The 26,701-nt window shown below is 77.0% G+C and carries 30 protein-coding genes and 1 tRNA gene; 13 read left to right on the top strand and 18 right to left on the bottom strand.

Annotation, left to right across the window (positions count from 1 at the left end):
- Positions 1–22 precede the first annotated feature (22 nt).
- The gene (locus tag ACI8AK_RS12660) at positions 23–1,306 is read right to left on the bottom strand and encodes an MFS transporter (RefSeq protein WP_456948585.1); all 1,284 of its coding nucleotides are present in this window, start codon (positions 1,304–1,306) and stop codon (positions 23–25) included.
- A gap of 78 nt (positions 1,307–1,384) precedes the next feature.
- Here ACI8AK_RS12660 and ACI8AK_RS12655 point away from each other — a divergent pair, with 78 nt between their 5' ends.
- Positions 1,385–1,663 (top strand): hypothetical protein, encoded by a 279-nt coding sequence (locus tag ACI8AK_RS12655; protein ID WP_456948586.1) that lies wholly within the window; start codon positions 1,385–1,387, stop codon positions 1,661–1,663.
- A gap of 84 nt (positions 1,664–1,747) precedes the next feature.
- A complete protein-coding gene (locus ACI8AK_RS12650; RefSeq protein ID WP_456948587.1) occupies positions 1,748–1,993 on the top strand; it encodes a hypothetical protein in 246 nt (81 codons plus the stop codon).
- Positions 1,994–2,000: 7 nt separating this feature from the next.
- On the opposite strand, the gene ACI8AK_RS12645 is transcribed toward ACI8AK_RS12650, so the two are convergent.
- The 4 genes from ACI8AK_RS12645 to ACI8AK_RS12630 form a co-directional block, all read right to left on the bottom strand.
- A complete protein-coding gene (locus ACI8AK_RS12645; protein ID WP_456948588.1) occupies positions 2,001–2,282 on the bottom strand; it encodes a MoaD/ThiS family protein in 282 nt (93 codons plus the stop codon).
- Positions 2,279–3,376, bottom strand: coding sequence for a WD40/YVTN/BNR-like repeat-containing protein (locus tag ACI8AK_RS12640; protein WP_456948589.1), 1,098 nt, complete (start codon positions 3,374–3,376; stop codon positions 2,279–2,281). Before ACI8AK_RS12640 ends, ACI8AK_RS12645 begins: the two co-directional genes overlap by 4 nt.
- An 87-nt stretch (positions 3,377–3,463) precedes the next feature.
- Complete coding sequence (locus ACI8AK_RS12635; RefSeq protein WP_456956479.1) at positions 3,464–3,883, bottom strand: hypothetical protein; 420 nt, start codon at positions 3,881–3,883, stop codon at positions 3,464–3,466.
- Positions 3,884–3,944: 61 nt separating this feature from the next.
- Complete coding sequence (locus ACI8AK_RS12630) at positions 3,945–5,141, bottom strand: Ig-like domain-containing protein (protein ID WP_456956477.1); 1,197 nt, start codon at positions 5,139–5,141, stop codon at positions 3,945–3,947.
- A 173-nt stretch (positions 5,142–5,314) separates the two neighbouring features.
- Here ACI8AK_RS12630 and ACI8AK_RS12625 point away from each other — a divergent pair.
- Positions 5,315–5,387 (top strand) — tRNA-Lys (locus ACI8AK_RS12625).
- 50 nt (positions 5,388–5,437) lie between these two features.
- Here ACI8AK_RS12625 and ACI8AK_RS12620 read toward each other — a convergent pair.
- Genes ACI8AK_RS12620 through ACI8AK_RS12605 form a run of 4 tightly spaced genes read right to left on the bottom strand, consistent with a single transcriptional unit; the run spans position 5,438 to position 7,724 of the window.
- Positions 5,438–5,749 carry an antibiotic biosynthesis monooxygenase family protein gene (locus ACI8AK_RS12620; RefSeq protein WP_456948592.1) on the bottom strand — a complete coding sequence of 104 codons (312 nt, stop codon included), beginning with the start codon at positions 5,747–5,749 and terminating at the stop codon, positions 5,438–5,440.
- A 19-nt stretch (positions 5,750–5,768) separates the two neighbouring features.
- Entirely contained in the window at positions 5,769–5,960 is a 192-nt protein-coding gene (locus tag ACI8AK_RS12615; protein WP_456948593.1) for a DNA-binding protein, read from the bottom strand.
- 33 nt (positions 5,961–5,993) lie between these two features.
- Positions 5,994–6,575 carry a hypothetical protein gene (locus tag ACI8AK_RS12610; RefSeq protein WP_456948594.1) on the bottom strand — a complete coding sequence of 194 codons (582 nt, stop codon included), beginning with the start codon at positions 6,573–6,575 and terminating at the stop codon, positions 5,994–5,996.
- A gap of 9 nt (positions 6,576–6,584) precedes the next feature.
- A complete protein-coding gene (locus ACI8AK_RS12605; protein WP_456948714.1) occupies positions 6,585–7,724 on the bottom strand; it encodes a zinc-dependent alcohol dehydrogenase in 1,140 nt (379 codons plus the stop codon).
- Between the two features lie 115 nt (positions 7,725–7,839).
- On the opposite strand from ACI8AK_RS12605, the gene ACI8AK_RS12600 reads away from it, so the two are divergent.
- From ACI8AK_RS12600 to ACI8AK_RS12580, 5 genes are all read left to right on the top strand, one after another.
- Positions 7,840–8,178: a hypothetical protein gene (locus ACI8AK_RS12600; RefSeq protein ID WP_456956475.1), complete on the top strand. Its 339-nt coding sequence runs from the start codon at positions 7,840–7,842 to the stop codon at positions 8,176–8,178.
- A 27-nt stretch (positions 8,179–8,205) separates the two neighbouring features.
- On the top strand, positions 8,206–9,282 hold the full coding sequence (locus tag ACI8AK_RS12595; protein WP_387985642.1) for an FAD-dependent oxidoreductase: 1,077 nt from the start codon (positions 8,206–8,208) through the stop codon (positions 9,280–9,282).
- Between the two features lie 137 nt (positions 9,283–9,419).
- Positions 9,420–10,340, top strand: a complete 921-nt coding sequence (locus tag ACI8AK_RS12590; protein WP_387985644.1) for an ABC transporter ATP-binding protein — start codon at positions 9,420–9,422, stop codon at positions 10,338–10,340.
- Positions 10,337–11,158, top strand: coding sequence for an ABC transporter permease subunit (locus ACI8AK_RS12585; protein WP_387985646.1), 822 nt, complete (start codon positions 10,337–10,339; stop codon positions 11,156–11,158). The genes ACI8AK_RS12590 and ACI8AK_RS12585 overlap by 4 nt, the downstream gene beginning before the upstream one ends.
- Positions 11,159–11,222: 64 nt before the next feature.
- The gene (locus tag ACI8AK_RS12580) at positions 11,223–11,567 is read left to right on the top strand and encodes a hypothetical protein (protein ID WP_456956473.1); all 345 of its coding nucleotides are present in this window, start codon (positions 11,223–11,225) and stop codon (positions 11,565–11,567) included.
- Between the two features lie 9 nt (positions 11,568–11,576).
- On the opposite strand, the gene ctlX is transcribed toward ACI8AK_RS12580, so the two are convergent.
- Both ctlX and ACI8AK_RS12570 read right to left on the bottom strand, forming a co-directional pair.
- Positions 11,577–12,530: a citrulline utilization hydrolase CtlX gene (gene ctlX, locus ACI8AK_RS12575; RefSeq protein ID WP_456956471.1), complete on the bottom strand. Its 954-nt coding sequence runs from the start codon at positions 12,528–12,530 to the stop codon at positions 11,577–11,579.
- On the bottom strand, positions 12,527–13,564 hold the full coding sequence (locus ACI8AK_RS12570; RefSeq protein ID WP_456903646.1) for an ornithine cyclodeaminase: 1,038 nt from the start codon (positions 13,562–13,564) through the stop codon (positions 12,527–12,529). Before ACI8AK_RS12570 ends, ctlX begins: the two co-directional genes overlap by 4 nt.
- Before the next feature lie 103 nt (positions 13,565–13,667).
- On the opposite strand from ACI8AK_RS12570, the gene ACI8AK_RS12565 reads away from it, so the two are divergent.
- Positions 13,668–14,099 (top strand): Lrp/AsnC family transcriptional regulator, encoded by a 432-nt coding sequence (locus ACI8AK_RS12565; RefSeq protein ID WP_456903645.1) that lies wholly within the window; start codon positions 13,668–13,670, stop codon positions 14,097–14,099.
- A 4-nt stretch (positions 14,100–14,103) separates the two neighbouring features.
- Here ACI8AK_RS12565 and ACI8AK_RS12560 read toward each other — a convergent pair whose 3' ends face one another.
- From ACI8AK_RS12560 to ACI8AK_RS12550, 3 genes are all read right to left on the bottom strand, one after another.
- Positions 14,104–15,255, bottom strand: a complete 1,152-nt coding sequence (locus ACI8AK_RS12560; protein WP_387985655.1) for an MFS transporter — start codon at positions 15,253–15,255, stop codon at positions 14,104–14,106.
- 83 nt (positions 15,256–15,338) lie between these two features.
- The gene (locus ACI8AK_RS12555) at positions 15,339–15,974 is read right to left on the bottom strand and encodes a response regulator (RefSeq protein ID WP_387985656.1); all 636 of its coding nucleotides are present in this window, start codon (positions 15,972–15,974) and stop codon (positions 15,339–15,341) included.
- The gene (locus tag ACI8AK_RS12550; RefSeq protein WP_456956469.1) at positions 15,971–17,926 is read right to left on the bottom strand and encodes a histidine kinase; all 1,956 of its coding nucleotides are present in this window, start codon (positions 17,924–17,926) and stop codon (positions 15,971–15,973) included. Before ACI8AK_RS12550 ends, ACI8AK_RS12555 begins: the two co-directional genes overlap by 4 nt.
- A gap of 169 nt (positions 17,927–18,095) precedes the next feature.
- On the opposite strand from ACI8AK_RS12550, the gene ACI8AK_RS12545 reads away from it, so the two are divergent.
- A complete protein-coding gene (locus tag ACI8AK_RS12545) occupies positions 18,096–18,584 on the top strand; it encodes a hypothetical protein (protein ID WP_456902805.1) in 489 nt (162 codons plus the stop codon).
- A 74-nt stretch (positions 18,585–18,658) separates the two neighbouring features.
- Entirely contained in the window at positions 18,659–19,177 is a 519-nt protein-coding gene (locus ACI8AK_RS12540; RefSeq protein WP_387985663.1) for a DUF488 domain-containing protein, read from the top strand.
- Positions 19,178–19,198: 21 nt separating this feature from the next.
- Here the strand turns inward: ACI8AK_RS12540 and ACI8AK_RS12535 are convergent, their stop codons facing one another.
- From ACI8AK_RS12535 to ACI8AK_RS12525, 3 genes are all read right to left on the bottom strand, one after another.
- Complete coding sequence (locus tag ACI8AK_RS12535; protein ID WP_456956468.1) at positions 19,199–21,574, bottom strand: ATP-binding cassette domain-containing protein; 2,376 nt, start codon at positions 21,572–21,574, stop codon at positions 19,199–19,201.
- 200 nt (positions 21,575–21,774) lie between these two features.
- Positions 21,775–23,400, bottom strand: coding sequence for an L-glutamate gamma-semialdehyde dehydrogenase (gene pruA / locus ACI8AK_RS12530; protein WP_456956466.1), 1,626 nt, complete (start codon positions 23,398–23,400; stop codon positions 21,775–21,777).
- A gap of 19 nt (positions 23,401–23,419) precedes the next feature.
- Positions 23,420–24,349: a proline dehydrogenase family protein gene (locus ACI8AK_RS12525; protein ID WP_387985670.1), complete on the bottom strand. Its 930-nt coding sequence runs from the start codon at positions 24,347–24,349 to the stop codon at positions 23,420–23,422.
- Between the two features lie 127 nt (positions 24,350–24,476).
- Between ACI8AK_RS12525 and ACI8AK_RS12520 the strand changes: the two genes are divergently transcribed.
- Positions 24,477–25,580 (top strand): PucR family transcriptional regulator, encoded by a 1,104-nt coding sequence (locus tag ACI8AK_RS12520; protein WP_456956464.1) that lies wholly within the window; start codon positions 24,477–24,479, stop codon positions 25,578–25,580.
- Here the strand turns inward: ACI8AK_RS12520 and ACI8AK_RS12515 are convergent.
- Complete coding sequence (locus tag ACI8AK_RS12515; protein ID WP_456956462.1) at positions 25,478–26,053, bottom strand: hypothetical protein; 576 nt, start codon at positions 26,051–26,053, stop codon at positions 25,478–25,480. The genes ACI8AK_RS12520 and ACI8AK_RS12515 overlap by 103 nt on opposite strands.
- A gap of 75 nt (positions 26,054–26,128) precedes the next feature.
- Here ACI8AK_RS12515 and ACI8AK_RS12510 point away from each other — a divergent pair, with 75 nt between their 5' ends.
- Complete coding sequence (locus ACI8AK_RS12510) at positions 26,129–26,695, top strand: TetR/AcrR family transcriptional regulator (protein ID WP_387985677.1); 567 nt, start codon at positions 26,129–26,131, stop codon at positions 26,693–26,695.
- Positions 26,696–26,701 lie beyond the last annotated feature (6 nt).

Raw genomic sequence — 26,701 nt, 5'->3', positions numbered from 1 at the left:
ACCGTAGCCGATGCCGCGCCCCTCACAGGCCGGCGTCCGGTTCCGGTACCGGCCGGTCCAAGGGGTGGGCGCGCTCGTCGGCGGGCAGCCGGGCGACCAGGAGGGTGATCGCGGCCAGCACCGGCGGCGCCAGGCCCGCCACGAGGAACGCCGCCCGCAGACCGGCGCCCTCGCCCACCGGCCCGGCCAGGGCCACCGACACCGGCACCAGCGCGCCCGAGACGACGAAGTCGAGGCTGGACACGCGGCCGAGCAGTGCCGGCGGGACGCGGCGCTGCAGCAGGGTGCCCCAGATGGTCATCCCGCCGTGCACCCCGGCGCCGACGAGGACGGCGGCGCCGACCATGACCGGCACCGACGTCGCGGTGCCGAAGGCGACCAGCGGCAGGCAGCCGGCGGCCCACAGCAGCGTCGTCGTCGTGAGGTAGCGGCGCGGCAGGGGCCGCGAGGCGACGACGAGCGAGCTCAGCGCGCCGCCGACGCCGGAGCCGGCGAGCACCAGGGAGTGCTCGACGGGACCGCCGCCGGCGTGCTCGCGCACGGCGAACGGCGTCAGGACCTGCAGCGGCCCGGTGGTAACCAGCAGCATCAGCGAACCGAACAGCAGCGTGGCCAGCAGCCAGCGGGTGCGCACGAGGAAGGCCAGGCCCTCGCGCAGGTCGGCGACCAGCGCCCGCGCCGGGTGCGCCGGCCCGTCCGCGGCGCGGTGCGCGGGCAGCAGCGGCAGCCCGAGGACGCAGACGGTGGCCGCGAGCGAGGTGGCCGCCGTGGCCAGCAGTGCCGCGCCCGGAGAGGCCGCCGCCACCAGCAGCGCGGCCAGCGCGGGCCCGGTGACCTGGTACAGCAGCGGCCGCATCGCACCCTCGAGGCCGTTGGCGGCCAGCAGCTGGTCCTCCGGCAGCAGCGCGGGGACCAGTGCGGAGTAGGCCGGGTAGTGCAGGCCGAGCCCGGCTCCGCCGAGCAGCCCGGCGACGGCGAGCAGCGGCAGCGGCAGCGCGCCGGCCACCGACAGCGCCCCGGCGAGGCCCACCGGCACCGCCGCCAGCAGGGTGACCGCGACCAGCAGGTGGCGCTGCGGCACCCGGTCGGCGAGCACCCCGCCGGGCAGCGCCGTCGCCAGCGTCCCGACCGCGGAGGCGCCGGTCACCAGCGACAGCTCCGCCGGCCCGCCGCCGAGGGCCACCACCTGCCAGACGGCGGTCACCGCCCAGGCGCCGTTGGCCACGAGCGACAGGGCCAGGGAGAGCGCCAGCCGGCGGTAGGCCGCCGAGCGCAGCGGCGCCAGCGCCCGCGGGGAGGCGGTCACCGGGCCATGGTCCCCCGCGACCCGGACCGCCTCCCGGCCGCCCGCGGGGACCACGGCGTCGGAGTTCCGGAGACACGCATGGACCGGCCCTCCCCCAGGCACCGCTCCCCCGTGGGGGACTGGCGGGAGCAGCTGGACGGCATGTCCCTGGAGAGCCGGCTCAAGGCCCTGCTCCCGTACGAGCTGGCCTCCGACCGCGTGCCCGGGCAGCCGCTGGAGGTCACGACGGCCGCGGTGCGGGCCGTCGCGACGACGGAGGGCCCGGACACCGGCCTGCCGTGGATCGACGCGGCCGCCGCGCGGATCAGCGACCCCGGACGGGGCCCCCGGCGCCTGACCCCGCTGTGCCGCCTGTGACGGCAGGGGCGGGTGCGCCGCTCCGATCCGGACACGCACCGGGCGGTGCTGGCCCACCGCCGCGCCGCCTCGGACCCTGGCGGCATGACCACTGCCTTCTCCTACGGGACCGCGCACTCGGTCGTGATGGTCGGCTCGGTCGACAGCCCCGAGGGCCTGCAGCCCCGGCAGATCGGTCCGGCGCACGCGACGATCGGCCGGGTCACCGGCCGCAGCCGCAAGTCGCTGTGCGGCGCGTACGTGGCGGTGGACGAGCAGACGGAGTGGCCGCCGGAGGAGTACGCGGAGCACCAGCTCTGCCGGGAGTGCGCGGAGCTGGCCCGCCTCTGAGGGGTCCTCAGCCGCCCGCCACCGAGGGCAGCACCTGCACCACCGACCCGGCGGTCACCGGCGTCGCCAGGCCCGCCGAGAAGCGGACGTCGTCGCCGTCGACGTAGACGTTGACGAAGCGGCGCACCTCCCCTGCCTCGTCGCGGATCCTCCGCTCCAGCACCGGGTGGGTGACCGCCAGCGCGTCGAGCAGGCCGGCCAGCGTCGCGTCGCCCGGGTCCACCCGCAGCCGCCGGACGCCGCCGGCCAGGTCGGCCAGCACGCCCGGCAGCACCACCTCGACCGTCACGGCAGCACCGCCGCGCGGACGCACAGGACGTCGGGCAGGTGCTCGGCGACCGTGGTGAAGGTGTCGCCCTCGTCGGCGCTGGCGTAGACGCAGCCGTCCCGGGTGCCCACGTAGACGCCGGTCGGGTCGCCCTCGTCGACGCAGACGGCGTCGCGCAGCACGGCGGTCCAGGACCCGTCGGGCAGCCCCGCGCCCAGCTCGGTCCACGTGGCCCCGGCGTCGCGGGTCCGGTGCACCCGCAGCCGCCCGCCGGGCGGCACCCGCTCGGCGTCGGCCACCAGCGGCACCACCCACGCGGTGCCCGGGGTGCGCGGCGAGGCGGCCACCGGGAAGCCGAAGTCGACCGGCAGCCCGGCGGCGATCGAGGTCCAGGACGCGCCGCCGTCGTCGGTGCGGAAGACGCCGAAGTGGTTCTGCGCGTAGAAGCGGTCGGGGTCGCCCGCGTCGGCGGCGACCTTGTGCACGCACTGCCCGTACTCCGGCGGCGGGTCGGGCAGGAACGGCGCGGTGATGCCGGCGTTGCGCGGCGCCCAGGTCGCCCCGCCGTCGTCGCTGGCGTAGACGCCGCCGGTGCTCATCGCCACCAGCACCCGGTCGGTCGTGGGGTGCGGCAGGACGGTGTGCACCGCGCCCCCGCCGGCGCCCGGCTCCCAGGTCGGCCGGTGCGGGTGGTCCCACAGACCGCGGACCAGCGCGAAGGTGCGGCCGCCGTCGTCGCTGCGCCACAGCGAGTGCGGCTCGCACCCGGCCCACACGACGCCGGGACGGTCCGCGGTGTCCGGGCGGATCTGCCAGACGCGGGCCAGCGCGGCCCCGGTGTCGGCCGGGAAGCGGATCGCGCCCTGCTCGGTCTCGGCCCAGGTGCGGCCCAGGTCGTCGGACCAGGTGACGGTCGGGCCCCAGTGGCCGTACTGGACCCCGGCCAGCACCCGCGGCGCCCCGCCGTGGGTGTCACTGCCCCGGGTGTCGATGCCGACCGCCGCCACCTCCTGCGCGAGCAGGTGCGGCCCGTCCACGGCCCAGGTGCGGCGCCCGTCGTCGCTGCGGGCCAGCCACAGCCCCTTGCGCGTGCCGATGGCGAGCAGGTCGGTCACGGTGCCTCCGCTGCGTCGGCGGGACCCCGCGGGTCCCTCCCGGCACTGCAGACCGCGGCCGGCGCCGGAACTGAGCGGGAGGCCCGCTCAGAGGCGCGTGGAGCCCTCCGAGCCCTCGGCGGTCCGGCCGGGGTGCCCGTCGGCGTGCCGGTCGGACAGGCCCGGGGCCAGCCGTTCGGCCTCCGCCCGCAGCTTGTCCGCCGCCGAGGCGTGCTCCTGGGCCGCCGCGGCCCGCTGCCGGGCCTCCTGCTCGGCCAGGCGGGTGCGCTCCTCGACCTCGGCGCGCTCCCGGCGGGCGCGGGCGGCCTGCTCCTCGGCCAGCGCCTGCTCCTTCTCCGCCTGCACGCCGCGCAGCCGGGCCTCCTCGAGGTGCTCGCGCGCCTGGGCGCGCTGCTGCTCGCGGCGGCGTGCACCGGCCACCCGGCTGCGCTTGGCCAGGGCGAGCCCGATCAGCGCCAGCACGACGACGGCCACGACGGCGATGAGCACGATCAACCAGGTGTCCACGACGCTCTCCCTCCCGAGATCGACTCGGGAGTGCCCTGGTGAGCGGCCCGGGAAACGGAGATCACTTCAGCGCGGAACCCGCCTGCCACTGGTCCCACGGGATGGTCCAGTCCGCGATCGGCGAGGTGAGCGGGCCGGCGTCGGAGTTGACGATCTCGACGACGTCCCCGGGCTGGGAGAACTCGTAGAACCAGCGGGCGTTCTCGTCCGAGAGGTTGATGCAGCCGTGGGAGACGTTCTCCCGGCCCTGCTGCGCCACCGACCACGGGGCACCGTGCACGAACTCGCCGCTGTCGGACAGCCGCACGGCCCACTTCACCGGCGTGCGGTAACCCTCGGGGCTGTCGACCGGCACGCCGTAGGTGCTGGAGTCCATGACCCGGTCGGCGTTGAGCTCGGTGACCACGTGCGGGCCGTTGTAGCTCGGGTTGTCCGGGCTGCCGGCGCTCATCGGCCAGTCCTGCACCAGCCGGTCGCCGTCGTAGACCTGCATGCGGTGGGTCGCGGCGTCGGCGACGGACACGTGCCGGTCGCCGATGCGGAAGGAGACCGTGCGGTCCTTCTCGCCCCAGATGCCGTCGCCGAGGTCGACGCCGTAGAGGTCGGCCTCGAGCGTCACGTCGGTCTGCGCCGGCCAGTACTGCGACGGGCGGAAGTGCACCTCGGTGTCGCTGAGCCAGCTCCAGACGCCGTCGGTGGGGTTCGAGCTGGTGACCAGCAGGTGGCTCTCGGCGGCGGCCTTGTCGGCGACCGGCTGCTCGAAGTACACGCGGATCGGCATGCCGACGCCCACCGTCTGGCCGTCCAGCGGGCCGATCGAGGGGGTGGTGACCGTCTCCGGGTCCACGGTGGTGAAGGTGCTCCTCGCCTCGGCCCGCTCGCCGTCGGCGTTGGTCGCGGTGGCGGTGAGCGTGTAGGTGCTGCCGTAGGTGAGGTCCTGGTCCGGCGTCCAGACCTCGGTGCCCTCGGTCTCGCCGTCGGCCACCTGGCCGGGCACGTCCGCGCCGGCGCGGTCGGTGACGGTGACGTCGGCGAGGTCGCCGTCGGTGACGGAGATCTCCACCGGGTCGGCCGGGGCGACGTCGACCGCGCCGTCGGCCGGGGCGAGCTGCAGCTGCGCGGGGGCCGCGTCGGCGGACGTCGGGGCCGGGGACGACGCCGACGACGACGCCGACGCCGACGCCCCGTCGTCGCCGCCCTGGCACCCGCTGAGCAGGACCAGCGCCCCCGCCGTGACCAGCGCAGCCGTCCGTCGCACCGTGTTGCCCCCTCGTCTCGGCGTGGTCGCCCGTGCACGTGGGCACGGGCGTACCCGCTCCAGTGTCCACGCTGGATCACGGAACCGTGGCGTCCGCCACCCGGGGCCCCCGAGCGGGACGCCGTCGACCGCTGGTATCGTTCTCCCTCGTGACCCGGGCAGCCGGGAGACACGCGCCATTAGCTCAATTGGCAGAGCAGCTGACTCTTAATCAGCGGGTTCGGGGTTCGAGTCCCTGATGGCGCACAGCACACGGGAGCGGCTCCTCCCCGGCGGGAGGGGCCGCTCCCGTCGTCTCACGGGCCGTCGTCGGGGACCGTCCCCTCGAGCAGCGGCCGCTGGCGCGTCGTCAGCGGGGCGAGCTCCGCGTCGAGGGCCCGGTACGCCTCCCGCTCCCGGTCGAGGAAGGCGGTCCAGGCGCCCCGGTCCCGCCAGCGGTCGACGGTGAGGAAGCGGCTCCCACCCTCCGCGCCGCGGAACAGCTCCGTGCCGGCGTACCCGTCGCGCCGGCGGAACAGCCGCGCCCAGTCCCCGTCCGCCCCGTAGGCCGCGACGAACCGCTGCACGGCCGCGGGGGCGACCTCGTACTCCCAGATCCGCACGAACACGCCGGTCCGGACCTCCGGCTCAGCCCAGCCGCAGCCCGTGCTCGGCCAGCGCCCCGTCCAGGATGCGCAGTGCCTTCGGGCCCACGCCGTGCAGCGCGGCCAGGCTCGCCCGCGGCACGCCGGCCAGCTGGTCGAGTCGCGTGTAGCCGGCCAGCCGCAGGGCCCCGGTCGCCGGGGCACCGATCCGGGGCAGCTCGTCGAGCGGCGTCACGCCCGGGACCGTAGCGGCCCCGGGCGGGCCGGGTCAGCCGCGGACGGCGCGCACCACCCGGCGGACGCCGAGCACCGTGGCCCCGGCGCCGGCGAGCCACGGCCCGGCGACGACCACCGGGTCGAGCAGCTGGTGCCGGACGTCCGAGCGCCCGCGGCGCGAGCGCAGGCCGCCGCGGGTGAACTCGGTCCGCAGGCCGGTGGCGGGCACGTCGGGCCGGCCGGAGGCGAACGACCGCAGGTGGTGCTCCCAGGCGTCCACGCGGTCGCCGACGACCAGCAGCAACCAGTGCGCGAGCCGGCCCTCGCTGAAACGGGCGTAGGCGAACCGGCGGATCGCCCCGGGCAGGCCGCGCAGCGGCTGCGCGGTGCCGAACACCGGCGTCACGAAGGCGTGCTCGATCGAGTGCTCCCGGCCCTCGCTGCCCGGCTGGCGCTCGGGGAAGTCCCAGTGGGCGCCGGTGTCGGCCGGGTACTGCAGCTTCGGGTGGGACGGCCGGTCGGCCGGGTCGAGGTCGGCGCCCCACCCGGGGATGCGGGCCCGCAGCTCCTCGCGGCTCGGCGTCGGGGTGCGCTTGTCGCGGACGTACGCGCTCGGGATGTCGGACTCGGTCATGGTCGCCCCTCAGGCCGCGTCGGGCAGGATCACCGGCTTGATGCAGCCGTCGAGCTTGCTGGAGAACACGTGGTACGCCTCCGCGATGTGCTCCAGCGGGAAGCGGTGCGTGACCACCTCGCGCGGGGTCAGGTGGCCGTTGCGGACGTGCTCGAACATCCGCGGCCACTGCCGCTTCACCGGCGTCTGGTTCATCCGCAGCGTGAGCCCCTTGTTGAGCGCGTCGCCGAACTTCACCGCGTTGGGGATCGGTCCGTAGGCGCCGACGACCGACACCGTGCCGCCCTTGCGCACGCCGTCGATCGCCCAGTTGAGCGCGACCGGTGACCCGCCCTGCAGCTTGAGCTTGGTCCCCGTGACGTGCTGCAGGAAGTTGCCGTCGGCCTCCGCGCCGACCGCCTCGATGACGACGTCGGCTCCCAGGTAGTCGGTCTGCTTCTTCATCTCGACCACGACGTCGTCGTGCTCGTCGTAGTCCAGCGTCTCGGCGTGGGCCATGGTCCGCGCCTTCTCCAGCCGCTCCTGCAGGTGGTCGACCACGATCACCCGGCCGGCGCCCATCAGCCAGGCCGACTGCGCGGCGACCAGCCCGACCGGCCCCGCGCCGAGCACGACCACGGTGTCCCCCTCGGCGATCTCGCCCAGCTGGGCACCGAAGTAGCCGGTGGCCGCGGCGTCGGTCATCACGACGGCGTCCTCGTCGTGCATCCACTCGGGGATCCGCACCGGCCCGACGTCGGCGAACGGGACGCGGACGTACTGCGACTGGCCGCCGTCGTAGCCGCCGGTGGTGTGCGAGTAGCCGTAGATGCCGCCGACGGCGGTGGCGTTCGGGTTGACGTTGTGGCAGTTGGAGTACAGGCCGCGGGCGCAGAACCAGCACGACCCGCAGAAGACGTTGAACGGCACCATCACCCGGTCGCCCACCTGCAGGTTCCGCACGGAGGGGCCGACCTGCTCGACGACGCCGATGAACTCGTGGCCGAACGTGTGGCCGATCCGGGTGTCCGGCATCAGGCCGTGGTAGAGGTGCAGGTCCGAGCCGCAGATCGCCGCCAGGGTGACCCGGACGATCGCGTCGTTCGGGTGCTCGATCGACGGGACGTCCTTGTCCTCGACGCGGACCTTGTACGGCCCGCGGTAGACCATCGCGCGCACGCAGCGCCCCTCTCCTCGTGCCGGGCCCTGCACACCGGCGCTGCCGCAGCCGTGCCCGGCGCCCGCCGCCCGGAAACCGGTTGATCCGGTCCCCAGCATGGAGGGCATGACGACCACCCCCGGGCTCGAGCCGGTGCACCGTCCGGAGGACGGCGAGCTCGTCGGCCACCTGACCGCCGACGACGGCCGGGACGGGTGGACGGCGCACGCCGTCCCCGGCATGCCGCTGCGGCGGTTCCCCACCCGCGAGCAGGCGGTCGCCTTCCTGCGCGAGCGCGGGCTGGCGCTGCTCGCCGACCGCTGGACCTACACGCCCGAGACCGGCGAGCCGCGCACCGCGTGGCTGGTCGAGGCCCGGCCGGGGGCGGTCGTCGTCCGGTTCGGGTACGACCCGGCGTCGGTGCCGCTGGCGGGCGCGGACCTCCGCCGGCTCACCCCGGCATAGCGGCGGGTCGGGGAGCGTTCCGCGGGCGTGAGCAGCCCGCGGGACGTCGACGTCGTGGTGATCGGCGCGGGCCAGGCCGGCCTGAGCGCCGCGTACCACCTGGCCCGCCAGGGCTTCGCGCCCGGCAGCGGCTTCGTCGTCCTCGACGCCGACGCCGCGCCCGGCGGGGCCTGGCAGCACCGCTGGCCCTCGCTGACCCTCGCGACGACGCACCGGGTGCACGAGCTGCCGGGCCTGCCGTTCGCGCCGGCGTCGGAGGACCTGCCCGCCGCCGAGGCGGTGCCGGCCTACTTCGCCGGCTTCGAGCGGCGCTTCGCCCTGCCGGTCCGGCGGCCGGTGCGGGTGTCGGCCGTCCGCCGCGGCGACGACGGCCGCTTCGTCGTCGAGTCCGACCGCGGGACGTGGCGGGCGCGGGGCCTGGTGAACGCCACCGGCACCTGGACGCGGCCGTTCGTGCCGCACTACCCGGGCCAGGAGACCTTCCGCGGCCGGCAGCTGCACACCGTCGGCTACCGCGGTGCGGAGGAGTTCGCCGGGCTGTCGGTCGTGGTCGTCGGGGGCGGCGCCTCGGCGGTCCAGCTGCTCGGGGAGATCGCGCCGGTCGCCCGCACGACCTGGGTGACCCGCCGCCCGCCGGTCTGGCGCGAGGGTCCCTTCGGCGAGGAGCAGGGCCGGGAGGCGGTGGCCCGCGTCGAGGCCGCCGTCCGCGCCGGCCGGATGCCCGGCAGCGTCGTCGGCGCGACCGGGCTGGTGGTCACCCCGTGGGTGCGCCGCGCCCTGGACGACGGCGTCCTCACCCGGCTGCCGGTGTTCGACCGGATCACCCCCGGCGGCGTCGCCTGGGACGACGGCCGGTCCGTCGCCGCCGACGTGATCCTGTGGGCCACCGGCTTCCGCGCCGCGGTCGGCCACCTGGCCCCGCTGCGGCTGCGCACCCGCGACGGCGTCATCCGGCTCGACGGCACCTCCGCCGTCGACGAGCCGCGCCTCCAGCTGGTCGGCTACGGGCCCAGCGCGAGCACGATCGGCGCCAACCGGGCCGGCCGGACGGCGGCGGTGACCCTGCGCCGGCTGCTCGCCGCCGACCTGCCTCGCACCGCCTGACCGGGGGCGTCCCCCAGCACCGGGTGGGGGACGGTCCAGGGTCGGGCCGGGGGTCCTCCCCGATGTGCCGGGCACCCCGCTGCCGAGAGCCTTCCCGGCATGACCTCGCAGCCCTCCCCCACCCCGGCGGTGACCCCGTGATCGTCGCCAGCGGACTCACCAAGCGCTACGGCGACCGGGTCGCCGTCGACCGCGTCTCCTTCACCGTCCGGCCGGGCCGGGTGACCGGCTTCCTCGGCCCCAACGGCGCCGGCAAGTCGACGACGATGCGGATGGTCATCGGCCTGGACCGGCCCACCGAGGGCACGGTCACCGTCGACGGCATCCGCTACCTCGACTGCCCCGCCCCGCTGCGCGCGGTCGGCGCGCTGCTGGAGGCCCGCGCCCTGCACCCGGGCCGCACCGCCTGGGCGCACCTGCGCTGGATGGCCGCGTCCAACGGCATCCCCGCCGCCCGCGTCGACGAGGTCCTCGGCCTGGTCGGGCTGGAGGCGGTGGCCGGGCAGCGGGTGGGCCGGTTCTCCCTCGGCATGGGGCAGCGGCTGGGCATCGCGGCCGCGCTGCTCGGGGACCCGCCGGTCGTCGTCCTCGACGAGCCGGTCAACGGGCTGGACCCCGAGGGCATCCGCTGGGTGCGGACCCTGGCCCGCGACCTCGCCGCCGAGGGCCGCACGGTGCTGGTGTCCAGCCACCTCATGGCCGAGATGGCGCTGACCGCCGACCACCTGGTCGTCATCGGCCGCGGCCGGGTGCTCGCCGACTGCCCGACGGCGGACTTCATCGCCGAGCACGCCGCCTCCTACGTGCGCGTCCGCACGCCCCGGCCGGCCGACCTCGCCGAGCTGCTGCGGCGCTCGGGCGCCGACGTCACCCGCGACGGCGACGAGCTGCGCGTCCAGGGCGTCGACGCCGCCGCCACCGGCGAGCTCGCCGCCGGCGCCGGCCTGGTGCTGCACGAGCTCGGCCTCGTCCGGTCCTCCCTCGAGGACGCCTTCATGACCCTGACCGCCGGCAGCGTCGAGTACGCCGCCGCCCGCCCCGCCGAGGTGACCCGGTGACCGCCTCCACCCTGGCCGCGCCCCGCGCGTCCTCCCCCGCCCCGGCCGCGACCGCCGGGCTGCCCCGCGCCCTGCACGCCGAGTGGATCAAGCTGTGGTCGGTGCGCTCCACCGGCTGGTCGGTGGCCGCGATGGTCGGCCTCGGCGCCGGGCTCACCACGCTGGTGTGCGCGCTCGTCGCTCCCGACCTGGCCGCCGGGGAGACCGGCGAGCCGGTCGGCGCGTTCATCACCTGGGGGCTGCTGTTCGCCCAGGTCACCGCCGTCGTCCTCGGCGCGCTCACGGTCACCGCCGAGTACGGCACCGGGATGATCCGGGCGACCCTCGCCGCCACCCCGCGCCGCGGGACCGTGCTCACCGCCAAGGCGCTGGTGCTCGCCGCGGTGCTGTTCGTCGCCGGCGTGGTCACCGCCGTCCTCGGCTGGCTCGGCGGCAACGCGTTCCTGTCCGCGGAGGGCATCGGCCTGTCCCTCGGCGACGACGGGGTGCTGCGCTCGCTGCTCGGCAGCGGCCTCTACATGGCCGGTCTCGGGCTGTTCGCGATGGCCGTCGGGCTGCTGGTGCGCTCCACCGCCGCCGCGGTGTCGGTGGTGCTCGCGCTGGTGTTCCTCGTCGGCAACCTGGTGATGCTGCTGCCCGGCGCCCTGGGCGAGTGGCTGACCAAGCTCATGCCGGGCAACGCGGGCTCGCGGATCGCGATGCCGGAATCGTTCAACCCGCTGCTGCTCGAGCCGTGGGTCGGGTTCGCCGTCTTCGCCGCCGAGGTCGCCGTCGTCCTCGCCGTCGCCGCGGTCGCCTTCACCCGCCGCGACGCCTAGGCCGCCCGGGCCCCGGCCCGCCCCCTCCGTCCGCACGGAGGGGGCGGGCTGGCACCGTGGAGGGGTGACCTCCCCCGATCCCGCCGCCCTGGGCCGCGAGCGCGCCGACCTGCTGCTGACCCGCCTCGAGGCCGGCGACGACGCCGGGGCCGACGCGCTGCTCGCCGGAGTCGACGAGGTGCGCGACCTCGTCTACGTCGGCGCGGCGCTCACCGCGCAGGCCCGGGCCGAGGGGCGCGCACTGCCGCCGGCGCAGCGGGCGCAGGCCAACACCCGGCAGCTGCGGCTCGGGGCGGTCCGGGACGCCGCCCGCACGGACCCGGCCGCGCTGCGGCAGTGGCTGCGCCGCTCCGGCGAGGAGCTGCTGCTCATCCGCTCGCTGCAGGCCGCGGCCGACCGCGTCTCCTGAGCAGGGGGGTCAGACCGCGGCCGGGACGGCCGCGGTGCGCGGCTCGAGGTGCACCCCGGCGATCGTGCAGCGCACCGAGCCGCCGGCGAGCTCGACCGTCGGGACGGCGACCGGCAGCAGCCGGGCCGACGCCTCGATCACCCGGCGCTGGCCGGCGTCCAGGCTCGCCGCGGCCCGTGCGGACAGCGCGAGCACCGGGCCGTCGGCGCCCTGCACCTCGATGGCGTTGCCGGCGAACTCCCCGACCTGCCACGCGGTGAGCGGGACGACGGTGCGCCCGGTCGCCTCCAGCCGGGCGACGAGCCCCGCCCGCTCGGCCGCCGACGGCAGCAGCTCCAGCCCGACCAGCGCGTACTCGCCGGCCACGCTCATCACCACGTTGGTGTGGTGGACGGCCCGGCCGGCCGCGTCGACGGCGTCGAAGACCACCGGCTCGTACCCGAAGCCGCGGCAGAAGCGGTCCAGCGCCCAGGGGTCGACCCGCAGCGACCGCGCGACGTAGGCCGTGCGCGCCACGTGGTCGAGCACCATCGCGCCGGTGCCCTCGAGGTAGCGGCCGTCGTGCTCCAGGCCCGAGAGGTCGACGACCTCGTGCACCCGGTAGGCCGCCTCGAGGAACTCGACGACGTCGCCGCGCCGCTCCCCGCGCCGGTTGGCCGCGTACATCGGGAACAGCGCGACGCGGCCGTCGGCGTGGGTGGACAGCCAGTTGTTCGGGAAGACGCTGTCGGGCCGGCCGGGCCCGGGGTCGTCGAACAGGTGCACCGTGACGCCCGCGGCGGTGAGCGCCCCGGCCAGCGCGGTGACCTCGTCGTACGCGCGCCGCGCCAGCACGCCCGGGTCCTCGCGGACGACGCGCACCTGGAAGGCGTTGTCCCCGAGCGTCAGCGGGTTGGGCGAGAAGGCGTGCGGGCGGACGAGGACGACGGCCGAGGGGGCCTGGGCGGCGGCCCCGGCCGTCACGAGGGGATCGGCGTGAACGCCGCGACCATCCCGAACAGGTCCTTGGGGTCGTCCGGCTCGGCGACCAGGTCGATGTCGTCGACCCACGGCGTGCCGGCGACCGCGTCGCGGACGTAGCGCAGCGCCGAGAGGTCCTCGACCGCGAACCCGACGGAGTCGAACAGCGTCACCTGGGCCGCCGAGGTGCGCCCGGCCGCCCGGCCGGTGAGCACCTGCCACAGCTCGGTGACCGGGAAGTCGGCCGGCATCGCCTGGATCTCGCCCTCGATGCGGGTCTGGGGCGGGAACTCGACGAAGACCTCGACGTCCTCCCGCAGCAGGATCGTGGGGTCCAGCTCGGTCTTGCCGGGGCAGTCGCCGCCGATGGCGTTGAGGTGCATCCCCGGCTCGATCCAGTCGGCCTGCAGCACGGTGGCCCGGGCCTTGTCGGCCGTGCAGGTGGTGACGACGTCCGCGCCGCGCACGGCCTCCCGGCCGGAGGACGCCACCGTCACGTCGAAGCCCAGCGGCTCCAGGTTGCGGACCAGCTTGGCCATCGCGGCCGGGTCGGTGTCCCAGACCACGACGTCGTTGACGCCCAGCGCCCCGCGCATGCCCAGCGCCTGGAACTCCGCCTGGCTGCCGGCGCCGATGAGCGCCAGGCGCCGGGAGTCCGGCCGGGCGAGGAGGCGGGCGACCATCGCCGACGTCGCTGCCGTCCGCAGCGCGGTCAGCAGGGTCATCTCGGCGAGGAAGACCGGGTAGCCGTTGGAGACGTCGGCCAGCGCCCCGAAGGCGCTCACCGTCTGGAAGCCGCGCGCCGGGTTGCTCGGGTGCCCGTTGACGTACTTGAAGGCGTAGGTCTCGCCGTCGCTGGTCGGCATCAGCTCGATCACGCCCCAGGGCGTGTGGCTGCCGACGCGGGCGATCTTGTCGAAGGACTCCCACCGGCGGAAGTCGTCCTCCACGTAGCGGGACATCCCGGCGATGATCCGCTCGGGCCCGGTCTCGGCCGTCCAGCGGACCATGTTGCGCACGTCGACGAACGCGGTCATGACGGAACGGTATTGCTGGGCGATCTGCACACACAATGAGCGAACGGCGCGCGTTGTGACCAGACACCGATCACTTCACCGAGATCAGCTGTACGTTCTGCGCATGGCCGATCTGAGCGACCTCGACCGCCGCCTGCTCGCGGCGCTGCGGGAGGACGGCCGCGCGCCGGTGGCCGGGCTGGCCCGCCGGCTCGGGGTCACCCGGGCGACGGTGACCAGCCACCTCGACCGGCTCGTGGCCGAGGACGTCATCGTCGGGTTCACCGTCCGGGTGCGCGACGAGGCCGCCGCGGGCGGGGTCCGGGCGGTGTCGCTGGTCGAGGTGGAGGGCCGCTCCACCGACGACGTCATCCGGCGGCTGCGCGGCTTCCCGGAGATCGAGTCGATGCACTCGACCAACGGCGCGTGGGACCTCGTCGCCGAGCACCGCACCGCCGACCTCGTGGAGTTCGACCGGCTGCTCAACCGCATCCGGTCGGTGCCCGGGGTGATCAACAGCCAGACGAGCCTGCTGCTGACCTCGGTGCTGCGCTGAGCGCTCAGGCCGCGCGGGTCGCCGTCCGGGCCACCGGCAGCCCGGCCAGCAGGACGCCGGCGACCAGCACGTAGGTCCATGGCAGCCCGACGCCGGCCGCGACCAGCCCGAGGACCAGCGCGCCGATCGCCGTCCCCGCGTCGAAGGAGGCGTTCCACAGCGCGCTGGCCGCGGTCGAGCCGCCCTCCCCCGCGCGGGCGAAGGCGGTGACGAGCGTCAGGTTCTGCACCGCGCCGTAGCCGGCGCCGAAGAGCGCCGCCCCGGCCAGCACGACGGCGTCGCCGGTGACCAGGCCCAGCGCGACGGCGGCCAGCCCGAGTGCGCCCGCGACCAGGGCGGCGGGCAGCAGCCGGCCGGTGCCGACCCGGTCGGCCAGCAGGCCGGCGCGCCAGCGGGTGAGCGCGCCGGTGACGCCGAACACGAGGAGTGCGGCCGTCGCGAGGACGCCGTCGGGGCGCTCGATGGGCAGGAAGGTGACCACGCCGCCGCCGGCGAGGGTGACCAGCAGCAGCACCGCCGACGGCGCCAGCGCGGCGCGGGCGGCGGCGCGCGAGGACGTGCCGGCGCCGCCCTCCCAGTGCACCGAGCGGGCCAGCCCGGGCACCAGCGGCAGCGCGAGCACCGGCGAGGCGGCCAGCCACGCCAGCCAGCCGGGGTGGCCGTCGAGCACCAGCGCCACCCCGGCCGGCACCGCCACCAGGTTGGGCACCGCGATCGCCAGCCCGTAGAGACCGATGGACTCGCCGCGGCGCTCGGGCGGGGCGGCCTGCGCGGCGAGCACCGCGCCGAGCACGGTGAGCACCGCGAAGCCCGCGCCACGCACCGCCGACACCGCCGACAGCCAGGGGACGCCGTCGCCGAGGGCGTACAGCGGCGAGGGCGCACCCAGCGCGAGGAGGCCGGCGGCGAGGACCGGGCCCAGGCCGAACCGCGCGGTCAGCGCCGGGACGACCGACTGCACCGCGATGGTCACCGCCAGGAAGACCGCGGTCACCACGCCGGCGGTGTCGGCCGACGCCCCGCCCGCCACCGCGTACGCCGGCAGCGAGGCGAGGGTCAGGCAGTAGCTGGCGAAGCCGAGCGTCGTCGCCCCCACCAGCGCCCGCATCGCCGGCAGCCGCCACAGCGACACCCGGTCCGTCGTCCCCCTGCTCACACCGCTCCCCTCCGCGGGCGTCGTCGCCCGGCCGTCCAGCATGACCGGGGGGCCGGGGCGGCCCGGCGGCGGGTGGAACCGGCTCAGCCCAGCCCGGCGTCCCGCGCGCGGGCGACGGCGGCGGCGCGGTCTGGGACCTGGAGCTTGGTGAGCACCGCGGAGACGTGGTTGCGCACCGTCTTGTCCGACAGCGCCAGCCGGCGGGCGATCTGGCCGGTGGGGAGCCCGGCGGCCAGCAGCTCGAGCACCTCCCGCTCCCGGCCGGTGAGCTCCGGGAAGGCCGGCGCGCGGGGAGCCGTCCCGGTCAGGGCGTCCGCGACCCGGCGGGCCACCGCTCCCCCGTAGACGGCGTCCCCGTCGGCGACGGCGAGCACGGCACGCACGATCTCCCCGGCGTCGGCGCCCTTGAGCAGGTAGCCGCGGGCACCGGCGCGCAGCGCGCCGAAGAGGGAGGCGTCGTCCTCGTGCATGGTCAGGACGAGGACCCCGAGGCCCGGCCGGCGGCGGGTCAGCTCGTCGATCGCGGCGATGCCCGGCAGCCGCGGCATCGCCAGGTCGGTGAGGACGACGTCCGGCGCGGTCCGCGCGACGAGGGCGAGCAGCTCGGCGCCGTCGGCGGCCTCGCCCACCACCTCGACCTCCGGCGCGGCGTCGAGCACCGAGCGGAGCCCGTACCGGTACATCGGGTGGTCGTCGGCCAGCACCACGCGGACGGTCACCGCTCCGCCCCCAGGGGCAGGCCGGCGACGACGCGCGTGCCGCCGGGACCGCTGGTCACGGTGAGCTCCCCGCCCACCGCCCGGGCGCGCGTCCGCATCGAGGACAGCCCGACGCCCGCGGGCCGGGCGTCGCCGTCCTCCGCCGGGAAGCCCGCGCCGTCGTCGACCACCGCCACCTCGAGCCGGCCGTCGCGGGCGCGCAGCCCCACCTCGGCGCGGCGGGCGCCGGAGTGCCGGGCCACGTTGGTCAGCGCCTCCTGAGCGATCCGGTAGGCCGCCGTCTCGACGTCGGGCGGGAGGGGCGGCAGCGGCTCGGCGGTCACCCGCACCGGCACCGACGGGGCCAGCGCCTCGGCGTGCCGCTGGACCGCGGCCACGAAGCCGACGTCGTCCAGCGGGGCGGGCCGCAGCCCGTCGAGGATCCGGCGCACCTCGCCGACCGCGCCGTCGACCTCCTCCCGCATCCGCGCCAGCAGCGCACGGGTGGCCGGGTCGGCCCGCTCCCCGAGCATGGCCTGCACCGCCTGGACCCCGAGGCCGACGCCGGCCAGCGAGGGCCCGAGCCCGTCGTGCAGGTCGCGGCGGATGCGGTCCCGCTCCGCGTGCGTCGCGGTGAGCACCCGGTCGCGCTCGCGCTCCAGCGAGCGGGTCAGCTCCAGCGCCCGGACGACGGCGGCCACCTGCGGCGCCAGGGCCGCGAGCAGCCTCCGGTCCCCGGCGGTGAACGGCTCCCCGGGGGCGCGCTCGGCCACGCACAGGGTGCCGACGTCCCGGCCGCCGACCCGCAGGGGGACGGCGACCACCCCGTCGCCGGGCCCCGGCTCCCCCGGCTGCAGGACCCGGGCGTCCGGGGCGCGCAGCGCCGTGGCGACCGTCCCGAGGACGGCGGGCAGCAGGCCGGCCTCGTCGGCCCGGGCCACGCGGTCGCCGAGCTCGGTCACCGCCGTCACCGGGTCGCGGCGCCGTCCGTACACGAACCGGTCGGCCGCCGCCTGCAACCGGGAACGGGCCGGACCGAGGGCGACCGCGAGCAGCGCGGCGAGCACGGCGCCGGTCACGGGCGACAGCGTGCGGCCGAGGCCGGCCGCGGCGACCGCCGCCACGGCCAGGTACAGCCCGACGACGACGGCCGTCAGCGCCCCGTACACCAGCGCCCGGCTGACGACGATGCCCAGCAGCCGGTAGCGCACGACCCCGACGAGGATCGCGCCCGGGACCATGAGGGCGACGGGCACCACCACCCACCCGGGTGCCGGTACCACGAACACCACCACCATCAGCGGCAGGACGACGCAGACCAGCCAGGCCAGCTCCTGCCGCTCCGGAGGACGGGCGCGGACCATCCGCACCACCGTCGCCACCCAAATGGTGAGGACCCCGGCGCCGAGTGCGACGACCGCCGCGACCAGCAGGGCCGTCGTCCACCAGGTCCGCGGCAGCTGGAGGGGTGCCGGGCCCGAGGCGATGTCGTTGTAGGTGTCCTGCGAGAGACTCGCCCCGACCGTGACGACGCACAGCCCCGCGGCGGTGGCCAGCACCGGCCACCGCCACCGCCGGGCCGGCAGCCGGCCCGAGGGGTAGAACGCCACGAGGACGGTGGCGGGCAGCACCAGGGACGGCAACCACGTCATCGACCCGGCCTGCGCCACCCACCGCGCCCCCGGCCAGGGCGGGTCGGCCACGTCCACCCCGTAGCCGCCGTAGGCGCCCGTGCCGACGCTGACCGCCTGCAGCAGCCCGCACAGCACGAGCAGCCAGCCGATGACGTTGCGCGGCCGCAGGCGCACGAGCAGGGCCCCGGTGGCGGCACTGGCCACGGCGTACAGGGCGCCGATCGCGGTCGGCTCGGGTTCGGGCAGTCGCGGGGCGACCCACGCGGCCAGTGCACCGGCGGCGGCGCAGAGCAGGACCGCCGCGACGGCGACGGTGGTGGGGAGAGCGCGCCCGCGCACGGCGTCAGTGTGGCTCCGGCGGCGTCCCGGGTGGGGCCTCCGGCGTCCCGGCCGGGCCGGGAGGTCCTCCCGGGTCGGCCGGGTCGCGTGCCCCGTCCGGCGGGTCGCCGTGGGCGGCCACGGTCGTCCCGTCCGGCCGCGAGGGCCGGCCCGATGGAGGAGGACCGTCATGACCGCCAGTCCCGCCCGCCCGCCCGTCGCCGCGCGCCGGCCCACGCCGCTCCCCGACGGCTGGACCACCGCCGGCGCCGGTGTGGGCCTGGGCTGCACGCTCGTGGGCCAGTTCGTGGAGACGCCGTGGAGGTCCGGGTCCGACGCGTGGGGGACGGACTTCCACGGCAACGGCGGCTGGGGCGGCCTGGTGCTGCTGGTCGCCTTCGTCGCGGTGGCGGCGCTCGTCGCGGGGTTCGTGGCCGTGCGCGCCCGGACCGCCCCGCCTGCACGCACCGCCCGGGTCGCCCTCGTGCTCGCCGCGCTCGGCGCCGTCTCGGTCCTGGTCTTCTGGACCGGGGTGCCGGCCGTCCTCGCCGGAGCCGCCACGGGCCTCGCGCTGGACGCCCGCCGCCGCCTCGGGCGGCTCCCCGCCGCAGCCGCCGCGGGCCTGACCCTGGCCGTCCTGACCGTCGCCGCCGCCGTCTGGCTGGCGTTCACCGGCTGACCCGCACCCGTCCCGGGACCGTCCGCAGCCGCAGGCGGTCCCGGCGGCGCGCGCCGCGCGGGTAGGGGGTGCCCGTGCTGCTCACCGTGGGCCACGGGGCCGACGACCGGACCGCCCTCGCCGCCCGGCTGTCCGGTGCCGGGGTGGAGCTCGTGGTCGACGTCCGCCGCTTCCCCGGCAGCCGCGGCAACCCCGACGTCCGGCGGGAGGCGCTCGAGGAGTGGCTGCCGGCCGCCGGCGTCGGCTACCGGTGGGAGGAGCGGCTCGGCGGACGGCGCCGGCTGCCCCCGGGCGAGCCGGTGGCCGACGGCTGGTGGACCGTCGCCCAGTTCGCCGCCTACGCCGCGCACACCCGGACCGCGGGGTTCGCGGCCGCCCTCGACGGCGTGCTGGCCGAGGCGGCGCACGCCACGGTCGCGGTGATGTGCAGCGAGGGCGTGTGGTGGCGCTGCCACCGGCGGCTGGTCGCCGATGTCGCCGTCCTGGCCCGCGGCGTGCCGGTCACGCACCTGATGCCCGACGGGCGGCTCGCCCCGCACCGCCCGTCCGGGGGTGCCGTCCTCGGCGACGACGGCCTCGTGCACTGGCCGTGACCGCGGCGCGGTGCGGACCGGTCAGCGCGGGGCACCGTGGCGCGCCACCGACCGCGCCAGCGCCCAGGCGGTCAGGGCCAGGAAGACCGCCGCCTGTGCGGCGAGCAGCCCCAGGTCCAGCGCCCAGCGGGAGGTGGTGGGGGTGAACAGCGGGTCCGGCTGGGGGCCGGACAGGGGCTGCAGCTGCACCGTCGCGGCCATCGCCGCGTAGCCGGCGCGGGCCGGCAGCGCCCAGGAGAACTGCTCGAGGCCCGCGCGGTCGGCCAGCGGGAACAGCCCGCCGCACAGCACCAGCTGCCCCATCACCAGCGCGACCAGGGCGGGCATGGTCTGGTCGGTGGACCGGGCCAGCGCGGAGACGGCCAGCGCGGCGATGCACATCGTCACGCCCACCGCGGCCGCCGCGACGGCGACCTCCGCCTGCCCCCAGGGCAGCAGCCGCGGGTCGTCGGGGCCGGGCAGCCCGATCAGCGCCAGCAGTGTGAAGGCCACCGACTGGACCGCGACGGCCCCGCCCACGACGAGGACCTTGCTGGTGAGGTAGGCGGTCGGCGACAGGCCCACGGCGTGCTCGCGGCGGTAGATCGGGCGCTCGGCGACGAACTCCCGGACCGCGAGCGCGGCGCCCATCAGGGCCGCGCCCACCACCAGCACGATGATCCGCTGCTGCGCCTCGGCGGGGTCCCCGTCGGCCGCGCGCAGCGACAGGCCGGCCTCGCCGGGGAAGGCGTGCGCCATGACCGCGAGCACCACCGGCATCCCGACCAGCAGGGCCAGGAACAGCCGGTCGGCGGCCACGACGGCGAGGTTGCGCCGGACCAGGGTGACCAGCTGGCGGACCGGCGCCGGCCGCGGCGGCGCCGGGGCCTCACCGGCCGGCGGCGGGGGCCGCGCCTCCACCGACGTCGCCCCGACGTAGGCCCGGCGGACCGGGGACGCGGCGAACCGGGCGACCCAGGCGGGGTCGTCCAGCGCCCGGAAGACCGCCGCGTGGTCGGGTACCCCGAAGAACGACAGCAGCTGCCCGGGCGGGCCGAAGAAGGCGACCCGGCCGCCGGTGGCGAGCAGCAGGACCAGGTCGCACTGGTCGAGGGCGAGCACGCTGTGGGTGACGACGAGGACCACCCGGCCGCCGTCGGCCAGCGCCCGCAGGCCCTCCATGACCTGCCGGTCCAGCCCCGGGTCCAGGCCGGAGGTGGGCTCGTCGAGGAAGAGCAGCTGCGGCGCGGTGAGCAGCTCGAGGGCGATGGAGGTGCGCTTGCGCTGGCCGCCGGAGAGGGAGTCGATCCGCTGGTCGGCCTGCTCGGACAGCCCGACCTCGGCGAGGACCCGGCGCACCCGCTCGTCGCGCTCGGCGGCGGTGGTGTCGCGGGGCAGCCGCAGGCGGGCGGCGAAGCCGAGCGCCCGCCGCACGGTGAGCTGGCGGTGCAGCACGTCGTCCTGGGGCACGAGCCCGATGAGGTGGCGCAGGTGGCCGTAGCCCTCGTACAGGTCCCGCCCGTCCCAGGTGACCCGGCCCGTGCCGGCGGGGCGCAGGCCGGTGAGGGCGCCGAGGAGGGTGGACTTGCCGGCGCCGGAGGGGCCGATCACCGCCACGAGCTGGCCCGCCCGGACGGTGAGCGAGACGTCGTCGAGCAGGCGCTTGCCGCCGCGGGTGGACACGCCCAGGTGCCGGGCGCTGAGGGTCGCCGCGCGGCGGCCGGGGAGGACGGCCTCCCGGCCGTCCCAGGTGACCATCGTGCCGCCCATGCCGATGGTGTCCCCGGCGGTGAGGACCGCCGTCCCGGCCAGGCGCGTGCCGTTCAGGTAGGTCCCGTTCGAGCTGCCCAGGTCCCGCACGACGGCGGTGCCAGGTGCGCCGAGCTCGATGGCGGCGTGGCGGCGGGACACCATCGGGTCGTCGGCGACGACGACGTCGCAGGCGGGGTCGCGGCCGATGACGACCACCCGCTCCGCGGCCGGGCCGGCGTCCGCCCCCGGGCGCTGCCCCCCGGACACGGACCGGACCAGCAGCTCCGGCCCGCCGTGCCCGCCCACCTGCACCCGGTGCTCCCGGCCGGGCTCCAGCGGCACCGCCGGGCCGGGTGACCCGCCCACCGTGCCGGGCGGCACGGCCGTCCCGTCGAGGGAGGTGCCGTTGCGGCTGCCGAGGTCCTGCAGCACCCAGCCGCGCGCCTCGTGCCGCACGGCCAGGTGGGCGCGGCTGACCCGCTCGTCCGGCAGGTGCACGTCGCTGCGGGGGTCCCGGCCCACCACCACCGCGCGGGAGCCGTCGAAGGTCCACACGCGGCCGGAGGCGGACAGCTGCACGACCGTGCCGTCCCGCGGCCGGGCCGCGACCGTCCGGGCGCCGGGCCGCCCGGGCGGGGGCGGCTGGTCGAGACGGCGACCGGCCATGACGGAGCCCCTCCTGCCCCCGTGCAGCCGGGGCCGTCGGTGCGGACCGGGACGACGGCACCGTCCCGGTCCGCCCGGCGCCCGTCAACCGCCTCGCGGTCGCCGGGCGCCGGGGACCCGGGCGGCCGGGTCCCCGGCGTGCCCGTCGTCACGCTGCGCCCGCGCTCCGCTCCCCGGCGTCCCGGGCCGGAGGCGGGCGGCTACCCCATGTGCGGGTAGCGGTGGTCGGTCGGCGGGACGAACGTCTCCTTGATCGACCGGGTCGAGGTCCAGCGCTGCAGGTTCTGCGCGGCGCCGGCCTTGTCGTTGGTACCGCTCGCGCGCCCGCCGCCGAAGGGCTGCTGCCCGACGACGGCGCCGGTGGGCTTGTCGTTGACGTAGAAGTTGCCGGCCGCGAAGCGCAGGACCCGCTGCGCGTGCGCGATGGCCGCCCGGTCCTGGGCGATCACCGCGCCGGTGAGCGCGTACGGGGCCACCGACTCGAGCTGCGTGAGCACGGTGTCGTAGTCGGCGTCGTCGTAGACGTGGACGGCGAGGATCGGGCCGAAGTACTCCGTGGTGAAGACCTCGTGCTCGGGGTCGGTGCCCTCGATGACCGTCGGGCGGACGAAGAAGCCCTCGCTGTCGTCGGCCTGCCCGCCGGCGACGATCGACAGCGCGGGGTCGTCGTCGACCCGGTCGATGACGCCGGACAGCTTCGAGAACGACTTTCGGTCGATGACCGCGCCCATGAAGTTCGACAGGTCGGTGACGTCGCCCATCGTCAGGGACTCCGTCGTCGCCACCAGGTCGTCGCGCAGCCGCCGCCAGACCGAGCGCGGCACGTAGGCGCGCGAGGCGGCCGAGCACTTCTGCCCCTGGTACTCGAAGGCGCCGCGGACCAGCGCGGTGCGCAGCACGTCGAGGTCGGCCGAGGGGTGGGCGACGACGAAGTCCTTGCCGCCGGTCTCGCCGACGATCCGCGGGTAACCGCGGTAGCCGGAGATGTTGTCCCCCACCGTGCGCCACAGGTGCTGGAAGACCGGCGTCGAGCCGGTGAAGTGGATGCCGGCGAGGTCGCGGTCGGCGAGCACGACCTCCGACACCGGGATGCCGTCGCCGGGCAGCATGCTGATCACGCCCGGGGGGAGGCCGGCCTCCTCCAGCAGCCGCATGAGGAAGTGCGCGGCGAACTGCTGGGTGGGCGCGGGCTTCCAGACGACGGTGTTGCCCATGAGCGCCGGCGCGGTGGGCAGGTTGCCGGCGATCGCGGTGAAGTTGAACGGCGTCACCGCGTAGACGAAGCCCTCCAGCGGCCGGTGGTCGCTGCGGTTCCACACGCCCGGTGAGGACACCGGCTGCGCGGACACGACCTCGCGCGCGAAGTGCACGTTCCAGCGCCAGAAGTCGATCATCTCGCAGGCGCTGTCGATCTCGGCCTGGTGGGCGGTCTTCGACTGGCCCAGCATCGTGGCGGCGTTGAGCGTCTGCCGCCACGGGCCGGCCAGCAGCTCGGCGGCCTTGAGGAACACCGCGGCGCGGTCGTCCAGCGACAGGTCGCGCCAGGCCGGGGCGGCGGCCTTGGCGGTGGCCACGGCCTCCTCGGCGTCGGCGTGCGTGGCGTGCGCCGAGGTGCCGAGGACCGCGGCGTGCCGGTGCGGCTGGACGACGTCGAAGCGCTCACCGCCGGCCATGCGCTGCTTGTCGCCGATGGTGGCCGTCAGCTCCAGCGGCTCGGCCGCCAGCTCGGCCAGGCGGGTCTCGAGCTCGGCGCGCTCGGACGAGCCGGGCGCGTAGGTGAGCACCGGCTCGTTGCGCGGCGGGGGGACGCGGGTGGTGCCGTCCACGGGGGACCTCCAGGGTGTGTCAGCGGGAGACGAGGGCGCGGAGGAAGAAGCGCAGGTTCGCCGGGCGCTCGGCCAGCCGGCGGACGAAGTAGCCGTACCAGTCGCGGCCGTAGGGCACGTAGGCGCGCACGCGGGTGCCGGAGGCGGCCAGCCGGCGCTGCTCGTCGACCCGGATGCCGTGCAGCATCTGCACCTCCCACGAGTCGGCGGCGCGCCCGTGCTCGCCGGCCAGCCGCTGGGCCAGCGCGATCATCGCCGGGTCGTGGCTGCCGACCATCGGGTAGCCGGGACCGCGCATGAGCACGCCGAGGCAGCGGGCGTAGGCGGCGTCGACGTCGCGGCGGCCCTGGTGGGCGACCGACGGCGGCTCGTCGTAGGCGCCCTTGACCAGCCGCACCCGGGAGCCCGGGGTGGCCAGCGCCTGCACGTCGTCCTCGGTGCGGTGCAACGCGGCCTGCAGCACGGCGCCGGTCTGCGGGTGGTCGCGGCGGAGCTCGGCGAGGACGGCGAGGGTGGCGTCGACGGTCGAGGAGTCCTCCATGTCGAGGGTGACCGTGGTGCCGATCCGCGCCGCGCACTCGACCACCGGCCGGACCAGCTCCAGCGAGAGGTCCTCCCCGCCCGGCAGCGCCTGGCCGAAGGCGGACAGCTTCACCGACACCTCCGCGCGCGGGCCGAGGTCCAGCGGCGCCAGCGCCTCGAGCAGGGCGAGGTAGGCGTCGCGGGAGGCGCGCGCCTCGGCGGGGTCGGTGACGTGCTCGCCGAGGTGGTCGAGGGTCACCTCGATGCCCTCGCCGGTGAGCCGGCCGACGACGACCAGCGCGTCGGGCAGCGTCTCGCCGGCCACGAACCGCTCGACCACGCGCCGGGTCACCGGGGTGCCCACGAGCGCGCGGCGCAGCGCCGGGCGGCGGGAGGCCCCCAGCAGCAGGGTCTTCGTGGACAGCACCGGCCACCTCCGTCGTCGGTGCGCTCCCGCGGGAGTGCACGCCTGGCCCGAACGCTAGGAGCGCCCGATCGGGTCCACCAGGGACGGACGTACGGACTCCGGACGTCCGGTTTCATACAGTCGTACGGTGCGCGACGACCTGCAGGACGTGGTGGACGAGGTCGCCCGGCTGCTGCGCGCCCCGGCCACGCTCGAGGACGTCGACTTCACGCTGCTGGCCTTCGCCGCGCACCCCCTCGACGGCGGCGACACCGCGATGGACGCCGTCCGCACCCGCTCCATCCTCGGCCGCGGCTCCACCCCCGACACCCGCCGCTGGTTCGAGGACCTCGGCATCGCCACCGCGCAGCGGCCGGTGCGCACCCCCGCCGACCCGGACGCGGGGATCCTCACCCGCCTGCTGCTGCCGGTCCGGCACGGCGGCCGCACCCTCGGCTACCTCTGGCTGCTCGACGGCGGCCGCACCGACCCCGACGACGACGCCGACCCGGCCCTGGCCGCGGCGGTCGCCCTCGCCGCCCGCGCGGGACGGCTGCTGGCCGGCGGGGACGACGACGGCGACCTCGGCGAGGCCCTGGCCGCGGCGCTCACCGGCACCCCGCCGGCGCGCGAGCGGGCGACGCGCACCCTGACCGCCCGGCTCGGCGAGGACACGCCGCTGGCCCTGGTGGCGCTGCGGGGCGCGCTCCCCGAGGGGTGGCGGCTCCCGCCGGCCGCGGCGGTGCCGGGCGAGGACCGCCGCGAGGTCGCCGTCCTCGTCCGGCTGGCCCGCCCCGGCGACCTGCGCCCGGCCGCGACCACCGCGTCCGCGGCCCTCGCCCGGCTGCCCGGCGGCGCGGCCGCGGGGGTGTCCGACCCCGCCGCGGGTCCCGCCGGCCTGCCCGCGTGCTGGGCGCAGGCCCGCACCGCGGCCCGGGTCGCGGCCGTGGCGCCGGGGCTCGCGCCGGTGGCCCGCTGGTCGGAGCTCGGCGGCTGGCGGGTCGCCGCGGCGCTGCCCGCGCCGGACCCGGCCGTCGCGCCGCTGCTCGCCGACCCGGTGCTGGCCGCCACGGCCGAGGCCTACCTCGACACGGGCGGCAGCGTGGTCCGGACGTCGGCGGCGCTGTCGATCCACCGGCAGACGCTGTACTACCGGCTGGGCCGGATCACCGCGCTGACCGGCCTGGACCTGGCCGACGGCGACACCCGGCTGCTGGTGCACGCCTCGCTGCGCCGCGCCCGGCTGTCCTGACCGCCCGTCTCCCGGAGCCGCTGCCCGGCGGCGGCGAGCACCCGCGGCACCAGCCGGCGGTGCACGGCCGACAGCGGCGGCCACAGCAGCCGGCCCCACGACCGCTCGTAGGACAGGCACGTCGTCCAGGTGACCCGGCGCCCGGCGGTCTGCACGACCATGGCCGCGCGCAGCGACCGGGAGGCGGTCTCCAGCCGGATCCAGTCCTCGCCGCGCCCGCCGACCCGCCAGCCCCCCACGGTGTCCGGGGAGCGCCGCGGGTCGAGCCGGAAGGCGAGCAGCCCCCGCCAGACGAACCGCTCCGCCGGGCTCGGGACGTCGCCGAACATCGCCCGGGCCCACCGCTCCGGCGTCGCCGTCGCGTCGGTGACCAGGGTGCAGCGGTCGGCGTAGTCGATCCGGGGCAGTGGGCAGGCCTCCCGCGCGGACGCGGTGATCCCGCGGACCACCCCCGTGCCGTCGAGCCGGGTCATGGCGGGTCCCCTCTCGTATACGGTGCCGTACAGCCGACGGTAGCGGATGTGTACGGTGGCGTACAGGAGGTGGGCGTGGCGGTCGTGCGGACGCCGCGGGAGCGGTGGGTCGAGCAGGGCCTGCGGGCGCTGGCCGCGGGCGGTCCCGACGCCGTCCGCGTGGAGGCGCTGGCCAAGGACCTCGGCGTCACCAAGGGCGGCTTCTACGGGCACTTCGCCGACCGGGAGGCCCTGCTCGAGGCGATGCTCGACACCTGGGAGCGGGAGAGCACCGACGAGGTGCTCGAGCGCGTCGAGCGGGAGGGCGGTGACCCGCGGACGCGCATCGCGCGGGCCGGCGTCCTCACCTTCTCCAGCGACCGCCTGCTCCCGATCGACCTCGCCGTCCGCGACTGGGCCCGCCGGGACGAGGCGGTCGCCGCGCGCCTGCGCCGGGTCGACGAGCGGCGCATGGGGCTGCTGCGCGAGCTGATCGGCACGTTCTGCGCCGACCCCGACGAGGTGGAGGCGCGCGCCCTGATCGCCTTCTGCCTGGCGATCGGCGAGCACTTCCTCGTCACCGGACACGGCGGGCGCACCCGGGCGCAGGTCCTCGCCCGCGCCGCCGACCTGCTGCTGGACCGCCCGCCGCGGACCTCCTGACCCGCC

This window comes from Geodermatophilus sp. SYSU D00867, from assembly GCF_054050315.1.
This window is presented reverse-complemented; position numbering and strand designations above follow the sequence as displayed.

What these genes read in the sequence shown, in the direction of transcription:
- ACI8AK_RS12655 (WP_456948586.1), top strand. Translation starts at nt 1,385, where the DNA reads ATGGACCGGCCCTCCCCCAGGCACCGCTCCCCCGTGGGGGACTGGCGG.
- ACI8AK_RS12650 (WP_456948587.1), top strand. Translation starts at nt 1,748, where the DNA reads ATGACCACTGCCTTCTCCTACGGGACCGCGCACTCGGTCGTGATGGTC.
- ACI8AK_RS12610 (WP_456948594.1), bottom strand. Translation starts at nt 6,575, where the DNA reads ATGACCGAGTCCGACATCCCGAGCGCGTACGTCCGCGACAAGCGCACC.
- ACI8AK_RS12605 (WP_456948714.1), bottom strand. Translation starts at nt 7,724, where the DNA reads ATGGTCTACCGCGGGCCGTACAAGGTCCGCGTCGAGGACAAGGACGTC.
- ACI8AK_RS12600 (WP_456956475.1), top strand. Translation starts at nt 7,840, where the DNA reads ATGACGACCACCCCCGGGCTCGAGCCGGTGCACCGTCCGGAGGACGGC.
- ACI8AK_RS12570 (WP_456903646.1), bottom strand. Translation starts at nt 13,564, where the DNA reads ATGACCGCGTTCGTCGACGTGCGCAACATGGTCCGCTGGACGGCCGAG.
- ACI8AK_RS12565 (WP_456903645.1), top strand. Translation starts at nt 13,668, where the DNA reads ATGGCCGATCTGAGCGACCTCGACCGCCGCCTGCTCGCGGCGCTGCGG.
- ACI8AK_RS12545 (WP_456902805.1), top strand. Translation starts at nt 18,096, where the DNA reads ATGACCGCCAGTCCCGCCCGCCCGCCCGTCGCCGCGCGCCGGCCCACG.
- ACI8AK_RS12535 (WP_456956468.1), bottom strand. Translation starts at nt 21,574, where the DNA reads ATGGCCGGTCGCCGTCTCGACCAGCCGCCCCCGCCCGGGCGGCCCGGC.
- ACI8AK_RS12515 (WP_456956462.1), bottom strand. Translation starts at nt 26,053, where the DNA reads ATGACCCGGCTCGACGGCACGGGGGTGGTCCGCGGGATCACCGCGTCC.